This window comes from Pseudomonas frederiksbergensis (assembly GCF_900105495.1).
Lineage (GTDB): Bacteria > Pseudomonadota > Gammaproteobacteria > Pseudomonadales > Pseudomonadaceae > Aquipseudomonas > Aquipseudomonas frederiksbergensis.
Map to the genome: position 1 here is coordinate 3,824,175 of NZ_FNTF01000002.1, position 13,313 is coordinate 3,837,487.

Sequence of the window (13,313 nt, forward strand, 5' to 3'; positions counted from 1 at the left end):
AGTTGTCAACGACACATCAATTGAAGTTGACGAAGGGTCCGGTCGCCCCGCAATCGATGTAGCAGCTGGCGAAGCCTGCGTCCGGCTGCGAAGCAGTCGTAAAATCAGCCGACGCGGTGCATCAGGAAAATCACGCTCGCAGGGTTTACGACTGCTTCGCAGCCGGACGCAGGCTTCGCCAGCTGCTACAAAGATCCGGCTTACAGCAACGAAAGCGGGTAGTTGATGATAATGCGGTTTTCGTCGAATTCATTGGTGCTGAAGTCCTTGCGGATCGACGCGTTACGCCATTTGACGTTGAGGTTCTTCAGCACACCGCTCTGTACGGTGTAAGCCAGTTCTGATTCGCGGCCCCATTCCTTGCCGTCGGTGATGGTGCCTGTGTGCACGTTATCGCCGCTGATGTAGCGGTTCATCATCGTCAGGCCGGGAATGCCGAGTGCCACAAAATTGTAGTCGTGACGCAGCTGCCAGGATCGTTCCTTGGCGTTGTCGTAGCTGGAGTTATAGCTGTCGTTAGCCAGGGTGCCGCCGCTGGTGCCGTTGACCCGCATCCAGGCATCGTCGCCGCTGAGTTTTTGCAGGCCGACAAAGAAGGTGTTGCCGCCGTATTTGGCCGAGAGCATGGCGAACGCGGTTTTGTTGTCGAGGTCGCCGGCCAGGGCGCTGCCGTCTTCCTTGCCGATGAAGTAGCCAAGGTTGGCGCCGAGGGTCCAGTCGCCGATGGGCTGGCTGTGGCTCAGGTTGAAATACTGCTGCTGATAAATGTCGCTGAGTTGCGCGTACCAGACGCCGACCTGGGTGCGCTTCTCGTTGAAGGCATATTCACCGCCGCCAAAGTTGAAGCGGTCCGAGGTGAAGGCCGCGGATTTGCCGTTCATGAACATGTCTTCCATGCTCGCATCGTTGCGCGGGCTGTTGGCGCGGAACTGGCCACCGTAGAGCGTCAGGCCACTGATCTCGGTGGACGTCAACTGACCACCGCGGAAGGTTTGCGGCAGGGAGCGGCCGTCGTCGGAGCGCAGGATCGGCAACACCGGCATCCATTCGCCGACCTTTAATTCGGTTTTCGAGACTTTAGCTTTCAACGCCACACCCAGGCGCCCGTAATTGTCGGCCGGGCGGCCGTCGTCATGAATCGGCAGCAACGAGGTGCCGCCCGTGCCTTTGCCACCGTCGAGTTTTTCCGAATACAGGCCCAGCACATCCAAGCCGAAACCGACGGGGCCTTGGGTGAATCCGGATTTGGCATCGAGGATGAAACTTTGCGTCCACTCTTCCGCCTTGCCCTGCGGGTAGGCCGGGTTGGTGAAGTTGCGGTTGATGTAGAAGTTGCGCAGGTTCAGCGTGGCTTTGGCGTCATCGACGAAACCTTCGGCATGGCTAGTCATGGGCAGGGCGAGGGCCAGGCTGCTGCAACCGATCAGGCTCAGGGTGTGACGGCGTGCGAAGGTTGGGCGAGGGGTGCTGACGGAGGAATTGCGGACGAGCTTGCTCACAGTGACGCTCCCGTGTTTCTTGTTGTTTTTATTTTTTGTTATACGTCGTCGTACAACGTTGGGGCGGATTATTTACAAGTGTTACGGGGAATGTCAATCAGAAGTTGTACGATGACTTGGCGCGATTTTAAGGTATGTCGAAGAACCCCTGTGGGAGTGAGCCGGCTCCGGGCGGCGTTCCGACGATAGCGGTCTGACATTCACTGCAGTGGTGTCTGTTCTACCGTCATCGTCGGAACGCCGCCCGGAGCCGGCTCGCTCCCACAGGGTTTTGTGTTTTAGCTCACGATCATCGGGGGCATGGTCCCCAGCAGGGAAACCGCCGCCACCGCGCCAATCCCCAGAAACCATTCCATGATCACGCTGGTTTTCAGCATTGGCAGTCGTTGCTCGCAATGCTTGATCCGCAGCCGATTGAACAACGCCAGCCCCAGCATCGCCGCGACGAGCACAACCTTGATCAACAGAATCAGCGCAAACCCGGATAGCAATGGCGTAGGCCAGAATTGCCCGGTTAGTACCCGCACGTTGATCAAACCGGTCATCACCAACCCCGCCACCAAGACGTAACCAATGCCGCTGAAGCGTTGCAAGGTCGCCTTGATAGAATGCTCTGCCGGCTGCCGCAGGATCAGCACCAACACCATCAAACCGCCGAGCCAGGCACCGACGCACGTCAGGTGAATGATTTGATTGAGGATCAGCAATTGGCCGTAGAGGCCGTCGAGCATGGCCCCGTGGCCGACCGGGGCGAGGGTGGCCAGCAGCAGGCTGGCGAGGCCGATTCGCAGGGGCAGGTTTGCACGCAAGGGCGACATCAGCAGCGCGATCAACAGCCCATTGAGAAACAAGTGCCAGCGCCAGACCTGACCGAAAAATGTATTGCCGAGTACCAGTCGCAGGGTTGACGGATCGAATGCCGTGTCCCATGAGCCGGCCATGCTGGCGGTGATCAGCAGCAACCAGCTGACGCCAGTGACCAGCGCCGTCACCGCCAGCCAGCGGGTTGTTTTCGTCAGTCGCTGATCCAGATGTCCAGGGTTGCCATTGACCAGCAGCGGCCTGAACACCCACGTCCCGAACAGCAACAGCACGACGGTGAAATGCACAAAGCGGCACAGCACCAGCGCGCTCGTCATGAATTACTGGCCAACCTTGAAGCTATAGGCGCCTTCGCTTTTGTGGGTATCGACCGACACCGCGTGCCATTCGATTTTGTAGGCCCCCGCTGCCAACGGTGCAGCCGGGGTGACGATCAGGGTTTTCTTGTCGCTGCCTTCGGTGGCGAGGCCCTTCACCGGCACTTCGCTGCCGTCCTTGCTGATCGAGACCTTGGAAAAGGTCGCTTCAACGCCTTCGGAAAACACCAGGCGCAGTTCCGACGGTGCGCTCACCGTGCTGTCGGCGGCCGGGGTCTGGTCTTTCAGATGGGCGTGGGCAAACACCGATGAAGCGGCGAACAGCGAGCCGAGCAGGGCGACGGTGGTCAGGGTTTTCTTGAACAGCATCGTGGAATACCTCTGAGGCGGGTTCGAAAAGGCGGTCAGTTTACCTGCGTGTAGCTGGGTGTACGAAGTTTCGTTTTCCCTTGTCGCCGCGAGGTAGAGCGGATGCTAGTCTTGAGCAACGCTGTTGTCAGGGAGCCCTCATGGGCAATCACAAGATCGAGATTCGTCGCAGTAACGTCGAGAAAATTCTGTTGGGAGCCGAAAAGGTTTTCGCCGAAAAAGGTTTCGGCGGCACTGCCATGGCCGACATCGCTGCCGAAGTGCAACTGCCGCGCTCCAACCTGCATTACTACTTCAGCACCAAGAGCGAGCTGTACAGCGCTGTGCTGTTGGGTCTGCTGGAAGTGTGGAAACAGGACGCCCTGTGCTTCGAGATGTTCGACGACCCGCGCGTGGTGCTCAGCAGCTACATCCGCGCCAAGATGAACCACTCCCGCAGCCGGCCTTACGGCTCCAAAGTCTGGGCCAACGAAATCATCCATGGTGCGCCAACGCTGGGTGAGAAACTGGACGTCAGTCTGTACGACTGGGCCAAGATGAAAGAAGCGAAAATTCGCCAGTGGGTAGACGACAAACGCATCCTGCCGGTGGAACCTTCGAGCCTGCTGTACATGATCTGGGCGTCGACCCAGCACTACGCCGACTTTGATCATCAGGTGAATATTCTGAATGACCACCAGCCATTGTCGGACATGCAGTTCGAGCGGGCGGTGCAGACGGTGACGAGTGTGATCTTGCGGGGGATTGGGTTGGAGCCCTAACTTTTGCGGTGTTGCTGCTGGCCTCATCGCGAGCAGGCTCACTCCCACAGGGTTCTACTGAACACTGAAGATCCAATGTGGGAGCGAGCCTGCTCGCGATGGCGTCGGTTCAGGCGCCTCTGACCTCAAGGGCTGACATGGTAGGGATTGCGCGGATCATGATTCCAATCCAGAAACGGCTTCCCATTCTCCATCGGCACCATCTCGATACAATCCTGCACCGGGCACGTGATCTGACACAGATTGCACCCCACGCACTCATCATCAATCACTTCATATTTATGCGTCCCGTCCGCCTGCTTAAGGCTCGCAACCGCCTGGTGCGAAGTGTCTTCGCAAGCAATGTGGCAACGACCGCAACCGATGCAGGCCTCCTGGTCAATCCTGGCAATCACTTGATAGTTGATGTCCAGATACTTCCAGTCCGTGGTGTTGCCCACCGCACGCCCGGAAAATTCCGACACGCTGGCATAGCCCTGACTGTCCATCCAGCGCGATAAACCGTCCTTCATCTCCTCGACAATCCGAAAGCCATGCAGCATCGCCGCCGTGCACACCTGCACCGAGCCGCTGCCCAGCGCAATGAATTCCGCCGCGTCGCGCCAGCTGCCGATGCCGCCAATGCCGGAGATTGGCAGGCCTTGGGTCTGTGGGTCGCGGGCAATTTCGGCGACCATGTTCAGCGCAATGGGCTTGACCGCCGAACCGCAATATCCGCCGTGGGTGCTTTGACTGCCCACGGCGGGATTGGCGACCATGCGCTCCAGGTTGACGCTGGTGATCGAGTTGATCGTGTTGATCAACGACACCGCATCCGCACCACCGCGATGGGCCGCGCGGGCGGCGACGCGAATGTCGGTGATGTTCGGCGTGAGCTTGACGATTACCGGCAGCGAGCAGTACGTCTTGCACCAACGGGTGACCTGTTCGACGTACTCCGGCACCTGGCCGACCGCCGCGCCCATGCCGCGCTCCGGCATCCCGTGCGGGCAACCGAAGTTCAGTTCGATGCCATCGGCGCCGGTGGCTTCCACCAGTGGCAGGATGGTTTTCCAGGATTCTTCGACGCAGGGCACCATCAGCGACACGATCAGCGCGCGGTCCGGCCAGTCTTTTTTGACCTGAGTGATTTCCCGCAGGTTGATCTCCAGCGAGCGATCGGTGATCAGTTCGATGTTGTTGAAGCCCACCACTTCGCGATTGGCACCAAAGTGTGCCGAGTAACGCGACGACACGTTAACCGCCGCCGGGTCTTCACCCAGGGTTTTCCAGACCACGCCACCCCAGCCGGCCTCGAAGGCGCGGACCACGTTGTAGGCCTTGTCGGTGGGTGGCGCGGAGGCCAGCCAGAACGGATTGGGGGCTTTGATGCCGGCGAAGACAATCGAGAGATCGGCCATTTACGCAGCCTCCACGTTGAGCATGAGTTGGGTGTTGATCGCCTCGGCGGCCCGTTTGCCGTGTTGCACGGCCTGCACGGTGAGGTCCTGATCGAGACTGGTGCAGTCACCGCCGGCGTACACGCCGGGGATGCTGGTGCGCAGGTTTTCGTCCACTTGAATCCGCTCGCCTTGACGCTTGAGTTCACGGGCCAGCGGGTCGGCGAGGGCGCTGGCGTCGAAGGCCTGGCCGATGGCTTTGAAGATCGCATCTGCGGCCAGTTCGAAGGTTTCGCCGGTGGTTTGCAGGCGACCGTCTACCAGGTGAGTGCGGGCGAAGCGCATGCCGCGCACGTTGCCTTGATCATCGAGTAGCACTTCTTCCGGTTGAGCCCAAGTCAACAACCGCACCTGATTGGCCTTGGCGATGTCCTGTTCGTGACCTGTCGCGCCCATTTCATCGACACCGCGGCGGTACACCAGATTGACGTCGCGTGCCCCCAGACGTGCCATTTGCACGGCCATGTCGATGGCGGTGTTGCCGGCGCCCAAAACGATACAACGGTCAGCGAGGGGAAGTTGAGTCAGGTCATCGGCCTGACGCAGTTCGCGGATGTAGTCAGTAGCGGCGAGCAGGCCCGGTGCATCTTCATGAGCAAGACCCAGCTGTTTGCTGGCGGCCAGGCCGAGGCCGAGGAACACCGCATCGAATTGCTGATGCAGATCGCTGAGCGTCAGGTTCTCTCCAAGTTTCTGCCCGTGGCGGATTTCGATCCCGCCGATTTCCAATAGGAACTCAAGCTCCTTCTGCGCGTAGTCATCCACCAGTTTGTACTTGGCGATCCCGTATTCGTTGAGGCCGCCAGCCTTTTCCCGTGCCTCGAAAATCACCACGTCATGACCGTGCATGGCACTGCGATGAGCGCAGGACAAACCGGCCGGGCCGGCGCCCACCACGGCGATGCGCTTGCCGGTTGAGGCCGCACGCGTGAAGGGGTGTTCGCTGAAGTGGGCATTGTCGACGGCGTAACGTTGCAACAGGCCGATCAGCACCGGTGCGCATTCATGGTCGTTGTTGCGCACGCAGGCTTGCTGGCAAAGCACTTCCGTCGGGCACACCCGGGCGCAACTGCCGCCGAGGATGTTCGCCGAGAGGATTTTCTGCGCGGCACCCTGAACGTTTTCCTGGTGGATATTGCGGATGAACGACGGAATGTCGATCTCGCTCGGACAGGCATTCACGCATGGCGCGTCGTAGCAATACAGGCAGCGCGAGGCTTCCAGATGGGCCTGGCGGTCGTTGAGCGGTGGCGCCAGATCGGTGAAATGGCCGGCGAGGGCGGCCGCATTCTCGTGCGGATGCGGGAGGTGGTTCAGGGTCTTGATCACGGTGTTGGCCTCACGGTTATTTGAGGTGCTGCCTCTGATGGGCATTGGTTTTTGTGTTGTCAGGACTGCCGCCATCGCGGGCAAGCCACGCTCCCACATTTGAAATGCATTCCCCTGTGGGAGCGTGGCTTGCCCGCGATGGCCGAAGGCCTCGATCTCAGCGTTTCACGGCAACAGGCTTGTTCAACTCAGCCCGCTTGCTCAGCAAATCAAACACCGCCGGATATGCCGGCCGCTCGACATACCGCCCGGCACCGCGCTCGGCGCGCAAATCACCATCGGCCCACACCACCCGGCCCTGGCTGACGGTGTGGCTCGGCACACCGCGTACGGTCTTGCCTTCGAAGATGTTGAAGTCCACTTGCTGATGGTGAGTCTGCGCTGAAATCGTCCGCGTACCTTCTGGATCCCACAGCACCAGGTCTGCGTCCGCACCGACGCGAATCGCGCCTTTGCGCGGGTAGAGGTTGAAGATTTTTGCGGTGTTGGTGGAGGTAAGCGCCACGAAGTGCTGCATCGACAAACGCCCGGTGTTCACTCCTTCATCCCAGAGCACTGCCATGCGGTCTTCGATACCGGCCGTGCCATTTGGGATCTTGCTGAAGTCGTCACGGCCAGCCGCTTTTTGTTCGGCACAGAAGCAGCAATGGTCGGTGGCGGTGGTGTGCAGGTTGCCCGATTGCAAGCCGTGCCAAAGCGCCTCTTGATGGCCGCGCGGACGGAAGGGCGGGCTCATCACGTAACCGGCGGCGGTCTGCCAGTCCGGGTGTTGGTAGACGCTGTCGTCCAGCAGTAAATGCCCGGCCAGGACTTCGCCGTAGACTTGTTGGCCCTTACTGCGGGCGTAGGTTATTTCGTCGAGGGCTTCCTTGGTCGAGACGTGCACCAGGTACAGCGGCGTGCCTAACGTTTCGGCAATGCGGATCGCCCGACTGGCCGCTTCACCTTCCACCTGCGAAGGGCGCGACAACGGATGCGCTTCCGGGCCGGTCATGCCCTGGGCCATCAACTTGCGTTGCAGGTGATAGACCAGCTCACCGTTTTCCGCATGCACGGTCGGCACCGCGCCCAACTCCAGGCAGCGCTCGAAACTCGCTACCAGGGTGTCGTCGGCGGCCATGATCGCGTTCTTGTAGGCCATGAAATGCTTGAAGCTGTTGACCCCGTGCTGGCTGACCAGCTCGGCCATTTCCTCGCGCACCTGTTCGCTCCACCAGGTGATCGCGACATGGAAACCGTAATCCGACGCCGACTTCTCGGCCCAACCGCGCCACTGATGAAACGCTTCCATCAAGGATTGCTGCGGGTTGGGAATCACAAAGTCGATGATCGACGTCGTGCCACCGGCAAGTCCCGCCGCGGTGCCGCTGAAGAAGTCTTCGCTGGCCACCGTACCCATGAAGGGCAGTTGCATGTGCGTGTGCGGATCGATGCCGCCGGGCATCAGGTATTGGCCACTGCCGTCGAGCACTTCGGCACCCGCCGGAACATCAAGATTTTCACCGATGGCTTTGATCACGCCGTCGGCGCAATAGACGTCGGCGCGATAACTCTCATCATGGGTAATAACGGTGGCGCCACGGATCAACAGAGACATTCCGAGTTCCTCGCAGGCAATGACCGACTTGTGCCGGTTCTAAATGTTTTATAGGAAGCCTGCGCAAACAGGTGTATTCCTGTCAGCGCTGTCAGGAATAAACGCTAGTCTGAGTTTGAGGATTGAGCAAGAATATTTTTATATGCTTATAACTTTTATAAGTTATTGATAATTAAAGATTAATTGTAAAAATCACCAAAATGGTGAGGCCTCTCACCATTTTGACGCACTTGACAGGTTGTAAAAATAGACGAGATTTCTTATGTGAAATCAGCCGCTTGAGAATGGTCTATGGTTGATGCGCGACATTGAAAAAAAGTGGTATGCACCAGATTGAGTCCTGACTGTTCGGACAACTTGCCTGGCATTCGGCCTGAGTGAACAGGCAAGTAACCGATGACTCATCGGCTAAATCAATAAAACTGATAAACATCAGTTGGTTATGAAGCGTTTATGGAACTGCCCGATGCGCAAACGGGGTAACCGGCACGTTAATTGATCCCGTCAGCCCCTGATGAGCAACAATAATCAAAAGAACAGTGGAGCGGCCATGCAACAGATCAGATCGCAAGTGACCGAGCGCGACGGCTTGTTTGAGCTCGAAGCCGGCAGTGACGTCCTCGACAGCCCCCGTTACAACCACGACATGGCACCGACCAAGGTGCACGAACGAACCTGGAACAAATGGCACATCACCGCGTTATGGGTGGGCATGGCGATTTGCGTGCCGACCTACACCCTCGGCGGTGTGCTCACTGCGCATTTCGGCCTGAGCGTCGGCGAAGCGCTGCTGGCTATTCTGTTCGCCAACATCATCGTCTTGATCCCGTTGACCCTGAACGCCTTTCCCGGCACCAAGTACGGCATTCCGTTTCCGGTGTTGTTGCGTTCGTCCTTCGGCATCCTCGGTTCGAACATTCCGTGCCTGATCCGGGCGCTGGTGGCGTGTGGCTGGTTCGGCATTCAGACGATGTTCGGCGGGCTGGCCATTCACCTGTTTCTCGGCTCGGTGTTCGACGGTTGGAAATCCCTCGGCGGTACCGGTGAAGTGATCGGCTTCATGGTGTTCTGGGCCTTGAACCTGTGGGTGGTGATTCGCGGCGCGGACTCGATCAAATGGCTGGAAACCCTCTCGGCACCGTTGTTGGTGCTGGTGGGCGTGGGGCTGCTGGTGTGGGCGATGCCGAACGTGTCGATGACCGAGTTGATGGCGATCCCGGCCAAGCGTCCGGAAGGGGCCAGCGTGGCCAGTTACTTTGCCGCCGGGCTGACCGCCATGGTCGGGTTCTGGGCCACCTTGTCCCTGAACATTCCGGATTTCAGCCGCTTTGCGAAAAGCCAGAAGGACCAGATCGTCGGGCAGATTATCGGCTTGCCCCTGACCATGTTTCTGTTCGCCTCCCTCGGCGTGGTGATGACCGCCGCCTCGGTAAAACTGGTGGGCGTCACCGTCTCCGATCCGGTCACCCTGATCGGGCATATCCAGAGCCCGGTCTGGGTGGCACTGGCCATGGCGCTGATCATCATCGCCACGCTGTCGACCAACACCGCGGCCAACATCGTTTCGCCGACCAATGATTTCCAGAACGTTGCACCTAAATTCATCAACCGCACCAAAGCGGTGATGCTCACCGGCCTGGTCGGTTTGGCGCTGATGGCCCATGAGCTGTTGAAGAAGCTCGGTTTGATCGTCTCGGATTTAAGCCTGGAGACGGTGTATTCCAACTGGTTGCTGGGCTATTCGAGCCTGTTGGGCCCGATCGCCGGAATCATGGTGGTGGACTATTTCCTGATCAAGAAACAGCAACTGGACCTGGCTGGCCTCTATCGCGATGACGTTTACCCGGCGTGGAACTGGTTCGGGTTCATTGCCTTTGGAGTGCCGGTGGCGCTGACGCTGCTGTCGCTCGGCAGCGATGCATTCAGCTGGTTCTACGACTATGGCTGGTTCACCGGCTCGGTGCTGGGTGGGCTGATTTATTACGGGTTGTGCTCGATGCGCCCCAGCCCATCAATCGCAAAATCCACGGTTTGATCGTTCCCACGCTCTGCGTGGGAATGCAGCCCGGGACGCTCCGCGTCCCTGAAGCGGACGCAGAGCGTCCATGGATGAATTCCCACGCAGAGCGTGGGAACTATCAGAAGAAAAACTGAGGAGATCATCATGAACGCTGCCGTAGACGTTCTGCAGTCCACCCATCAGCACATCAACCGCGACCGCTTGTGGCAGTCGCTCATGGACCTGGCCAGGCTCGGCGCCACGGTCAAGGGCGGCGTCTGTCGCCTGGCCCTGACCGACCTCGACCGTCAGGCCCGGGACATTTTCGTCAACTGGTGCGAGGAGGCCGGTTGCACCGTCAGCATCGACGCTGTCGGCAACATCTTCGCCCGCCGTCCGGGCCGCAACCCGAACCTGCCACCCGTGATGACCGGCAGCCACATCGACACCCAACCCACCGGCGGCAAGTTCGACGGCTGCTTTGGCGTACTGGCCGGGGTCGAAGTGCTGCGCACCCTCAATGACCTGGGCGTGGAAACCGAAGCGCCACTGGAAGTCGTGGTCTGGACCAATGAGGAAGGCTCACGCTTCGCGCCATGCATGATGGGCTCCGGCGTGTTCGCGGAAAAATTCACCCTCGAAGAAACCCTGGCCAAGGTCGATGCCGAGGGTGTCACTGTCGGTGAAGCCTTGAACGCCATTGGCTATGCTGGCGAGCGCAAGGTCAGCGGGCATGCCGTCGGTGCCTATTTCGAGGCCCATATCGAACAAGGCCCGATCCTCGAAGACGAACACAAAACCATCGGCGTGGTGATGGGCGCCCTCGGCCAGAAATGGTTCGACCTGAAACTGCGCGGCGTCGAAGCCCACGCCGGCCCGACGCCGATGCACCTGCGCAAGGACGCCCTGGTCGGCGCCGCGGTGATCGTCGGTGCAGTCAACCGCGCCGCCCTCGGTCATCAACCCCACGCCTGCGGCACTGTCGGCTGCCTGCAAGCCTATCCCGGCTCACGCAACGTCATCCCCGGCGAAGTGCGCATGACCCTGGACTTCCGGCATCTGGAACCGGCGCGACTGGACTCGATGATCGCCGAGGTCCGCGAAGTCATCGAAACCACCTGCGAGGAACACGGCCTGACCTTCGAACTCACACCCACTGCGGACTTCCCGCCGCTGTACTTCGACAAAGGCTGCGTCGAAGCGGTACGTGGCGCCGCTCAAGGCTTGGGCCTGTCACACATGGACATCGTCAGCGGAGCCGGGCACGACGCAATCTTCCTCGCTGAGCTCGGCCCGGCCGGGATGATTTTCGTACCGTGCGAAGGCGGGATCAGCCACAACGAAATCGAAAATGCCGCGCCGGATGACCTGGCGGCCGGGTGTGCGGTGTTGTTGCGGGCGATGCTGGCGGCGTCGGCGGCGATTGCCAGCGGAGCATCGGCAGCCTGAAACGCAAAAATCGTAGCCTTCGGCAATGACTGCGCCGCCGAAGGTTACGACCTCTGGACATTGAACCAGGCGAGGCGATTTATCGACGCGCTTGCAACACGCTGAACATCAACATTCCCGCCAGCATGGCAATCGCAAACACCCACGCCTGCCAATGCCCCGTCGGCAACAGCACCAGTGCCGGCCCGGGGCAGATCCCCGCAATGCCCCAACCGACCCCGAACAGCAAACTACCACCGATCAAGCGCCGATCCAGTTCACGACTGACCGGCAACTGCATCGGCCCTCCCAGCAACGCCTTGGATTGTTTCATGGCCCAATGAAACGGCACCCAGGCCATGGCAATCGCCCCGATCATCACCAGCGCCAGGGAGGGATCCCACAGACCGGTGATATCGAGGAACGCCAGTACTTTGGCCGGATTGGCCATGCCGGCCAACAGCAGGCCGATGCCGAACAAGAGGCCTGCGAGGAAAGCCGTGAGTTTTTTCATGTTCAAAACCCCAGCAGATGGCGCAGCACAAACACGGTCACAAAGCCCGCGAACATGAAGCACAACGTCGCGACGATGGAGCGCGGGGACAACCGCGAGATACCGCACACCCCGTGGCCACTGGTGCAACCGGAGCCATAACGGGTGCCGATCCCGACGCACAACCCGGCGATGATCAGCCCCACGGTGCCGGTCTTGAATTCAATGGCCGGCCATACCTCAAACAGCGCCCACAACAGGGGCGCCGCCAGAAGCCCGAGGATGAATAAGGCTTTTTCGCCCCGTCCCGAATCACCTGGCGATAGGAGACTGCCGAGTAATCCGCTGATCCCGGCGACCCGTCCGTTGGCCACGACCATCACGCTCGCCGCCAAGCCGATCAACGCACCGCCTGCCAACGCGGACCAAGGCGTGAAATGTAACGTATCCAGGATCATGGAAACTCTCCAGGCAGATAAGGGACAGCATTAAATCAATTGTTTACGCGAGTTTAGGGCAGCCGCGGCGAGAGGGCGCTACGACCAAAAGATCAAAGTTTTTTGTCGCGGCACTGATTGAGGCTGTGCAGTGACTCAGTGCAGCAATGTTGCGCGCCAAAGCGAAGGGATTTGCAATATTGAAGGTATACGGTGAACGCCAACTAATGCCATTGACGCGTTATTTCCTGCCACTGATCGTCTGACAGCCATTTATCTGCCAACGGAAAGAAAATATTTTCCTCCGAGTCCATATGATCGAAGTATTTTTTGATGAAGTCATCGACAGTGTCAGCAATTACTCTCGTTTCCAGAGTTGTGTCCTCCAATGTCTTCAACTGTCCGGCAATGCGCCCAAATGCCTGGTGATCTCGCTCGATATCCTTGACCCGTTGGTGGATCGGTGCCTCAGTCGTTAGCAAGGCCAGCCGAATCAGTTCTTCATTTTCGTGGTGGTGTCGCTCTGCATCACCATGCAAGGCTTCCAGCATCTTGAACAACCGCTTGCAGTCATCAGCAGCATCGGATTCATGCTTCATTTTTCTCAGCAACTCTTTGATCCGAGTGATTTTTATAGCCACCTCATGATGATAGGCCTGAAGTTCTTTCAACAAGACGTTCATATCAAATCCTCGTTACGACACCCAATCATCACAGAGAAATATCTTTAACCAGCAACCTCCAAGGATACCAAGGCTATTAAATCACCATATTTATCAATGATTTAGTAATCGAGCTCGGCAGAACTGTTTACCCTTTTCAG

General features: G+C 58.9%; 12 protein-coding genes. 3 read left to right on the plus strand and 9 right to left on the minus strand.

What is annotated here, in order from left to right; all coding sequences use genetic code 11:
- Nucleotides 1–200: 200 nt before the first annotated feature.
- The 3 genes from BLW70_RS18140 to copC form a co-directional block, all read right to left on the minus strand.
- Nucleotides 201–1,499: an OprD family porin gene (locus BLW70_RS18140; protein WP_074876200.1), complete on the minus strand. Its 1,299-nt coding sequence runs from the start codon at nucleotides 1,497–1,499 to the stop codon at nucleotides 201–203.
- A gap of 278 nt (nucleotides 1,500–1,777) precedes the next feature.
- A complete protein-coding gene (gene copD, locus BLW70_RS18145) occupies nucleotides 1,778–2,638 on the minus strand; it encodes a copper homeostasis membrane protein CopD (protein ID WP_074876202.1) in 861 nt (286 codons plus the stop codon).
- A 3-nt stretch (nucleotides 2,639–2,641) separates the two neighbouring features.
- Nucleotides 2,642–3,007, minus strand: coding sequence for a copper homeostasis periplasmic binding protein CopC (gene copC, locus BLW70_RS18150; protein ID WP_074876204.1), 366 nt, complete (start codon nucleotides 3,005–3,007; stop codon nucleotides 2,642–2,644).
- A gap of 140 nt (nucleotides 3,008–3,147) precedes the next feature.
- On the opposite strand from copC, the gene BLW70_RS18155 reads away from it, so the two are divergent.
- Nucleotides 3,148–3,768, plus strand: a complete 621-nt coding sequence (locus tag BLW70_RS18155; RefSeq protein ID WP_008149783.1) for a TetR/AcrR family transcriptional regulator — start codon at nucleotides 3,148–3,150, stop codon at nucleotides 3,766–3,768.
- A 125-nt stretch (nucleotides 3,769–3,893) separates the two neighbouring features.
- Here the strand turns inward: BLW70_RS18155 and preA are convergent, their stop codons facing one another.
- The 3 genes from preA to hydA all read right to left on the minus strand — a co-directional run bounded on the left by preA (nucleotide 3,894) and on the right by hydA (nucleotide 8,133).
- Nucleotides 3,894–5,168, minus strand: coding sequence for an NAD-dependent dihydropyrimidine dehydrogenase subunit PreA (gene preA / locus BLW70_RS18160; protein ID WP_074876206.1), 1,275 nt, complete (start codon nucleotides 5,166–5,168; stop codon nucleotides 3,894–3,896).
- The gene (locus tag BLW70_RS18165; protein ID WP_074880661.1) at nucleotides 5,169–6,536 is read right to left on the minus strand and encodes an NAD(P)-dependent oxidoreductase; all 1,368 of its coding nucleotides are present in this window, start codon (nucleotides 6,534–6,536) and stop codon (nucleotides 5,169–5,171) included.
- 157 nt (nucleotides 6,537–6,693) lie between these two features.
- Nucleotides 6,694–8,133, minus strand: a complete 1,440-nt coding sequence (gene hydA / locus BLW70_RS18170) for a dihydropyrimidinase (RefSeq protein WP_074876208.1) — start codon at nucleotides 8,131–8,133, stop codon at nucleotides 6,694–6,696.
- A gap of 550 nt (nucleotides 8,134–8,683) precedes the next feature.
- Here hydA and BLW70_RS18175 point away from each other — a divergent pair.
- Both BLW70_RS18175 and BLW70_RS18185 read left to right on the plus strand, forming a co-directional pair.
- The gene (locus BLW70_RS18175; protein ID WP_074876210.1) at nucleotides 8,684–10,168 is read left to right on the plus strand and encodes an NCS1 family nucleobase:cation symporter-1; all 1,485 of its coding nucleotides are present in this window, start codon (nucleotides 8,684–8,686) and stop codon (nucleotides 10,166–10,168) included.
- Nucleotides 10,169–10,297: 129 nt separating this feature from the next.
- Nucleotides 10,298–11,581, plus strand: a complete 1,284-nt coding sequence (locus BLW70_RS18185; RefSeq protein ID WP_074876214.1) for a Zn-dependent hydrolase — start codon at nucleotides 10,298–10,300, stop codon at nucleotides 11,579–11,581.
- A gap of 79 nt (nucleotides 11,582–11,660) precedes the next feature.
- On the opposite strand, the gene BLW70_RS18190 is transcribed toward BLW70_RS18185, so the two are convergent.
- The 3 genes from BLW70_RS18190 to BLW70_RS18200 all read right to left on the minus strand — a co-directional run bounded on the left by BLW70_RS18190 (nucleotide 11,661) and on the right by BLW70_RS18200 (nucleotide 13,173).
- Nucleotides 11,661–12,074, minus strand: coding sequence for a DUF6691 family protein (locus BLW70_RS18190; RefSeq protein ID WP_074876216.1), 414 nt, complete (start codon nucleotides 12,072–12,074; stop codon nucleotides 11,661–11,663).
- 2 nt (nucleotides 12,075–12,076) lie between these two features.
- Nucleotides 12,077–12,511: a YeeE/YedE family protein gene (locus BLW70_RS18195; protein WP_074876218.1), complete on the minus strand. Its 435-nt coding sequence runs from the start codon at nucleotides 12,509–12,511 to the stop codon at nucleotides 12,077–12,079.
- A gap of 203 nt (nucleotides 12,512–12,714) precedes the next feature.
- The gene (locus BLW70_RS18200; RefSeq protein WP_074876220.1) at nucleotides 12,715–13,173 is read right to left on the minus strand and encodes a hemerythrin domain-containing protein; all 459 of its coding nucleotides are present in this window, start codon (nucleotides 13,171–13,173) and stop codon (nucleotides 12,715–12,717) included.
- Between the last annotated feature and the right edge of the window lie 140 nt (nucleotides 13,174–13,313).

What these genes read in the sequence shown, in the direction of transcription:
- copD (WP_074876202.1), bottom strand. Translation starts at nt 2,638, where the DNA reads ATGACGAGCGCGCTGGTGCTGTGCCGCTTTGTGCATTTCACCGTCGTG.
- copC (WP_074876204.1), bottom strand. Translation starts at nt 3,007, where the DNA reads ATGCTGTTCAAGAAAACCCTGACCACCGTCGCCCTGCTCGGCTCGCTG.
- BLW70_RS18155 (WP_008149783.1), top strand. Translation starts at nt 3,148, where the DNA reads ATGGGCAATCACAAGATCGAGATTCGTCGCAGTAACGTCGAGAAAATT.
- preA (WP_074876206.1), bottom strand. Translation starts at nt 5,168, where the DNA reads ATGGCCGATCTCTCGATTGTCTTCGCCGGCATCAAAGCCCCCAATCCG.
- hydA (WP_074876208.1), bottom strand. Translation starts at nt 8,133, where the DNA reads ATGTCTCTGTTGATCCGTGGCGCCACCGTTATTACCCATGATGAGAGT.
- BLW70_RS18175 (WP_074876210.1), top strand. Translation starts at nt 8,684, where the DNA reads ATGCAACAGATCAGATCGCAAGTGACCGAGCGCGACGGCTTGTTTGAG.
- BLW70_RS18185 (WP_074876214.1), top strand. Translation starts at nt 10,298, where the DNA reads ATGAACGCTGCCGTAGACGTTCTGCAGTCCACCCATCAGCACATCAAC.
- BLW70_RS18190 (WP_074876216.1), bottom strand. Translation starts at nt 12,074, where the DNA reads ATGAAAAAACTCACGGCTTTCCTCGCAGGCCTCTTGTTCGGCATCGGC.
- BLW70_RS18195 (WP_074876218.1), bottom strand. Translation starts at nt 12,511, where the DNA reads ATGATCCTGGATACGTTACATTTCACGCCTTGGTCCGCGTTGGCAGGC.
- BLW70_RS18200 (WP_074876220.1), bottom strand. Translation starts at nt 13,173, where the DNA reads ATGAACGTCTTGTTGAAAGAACTTCAGGCCTATCATCATGAGGTGGCT.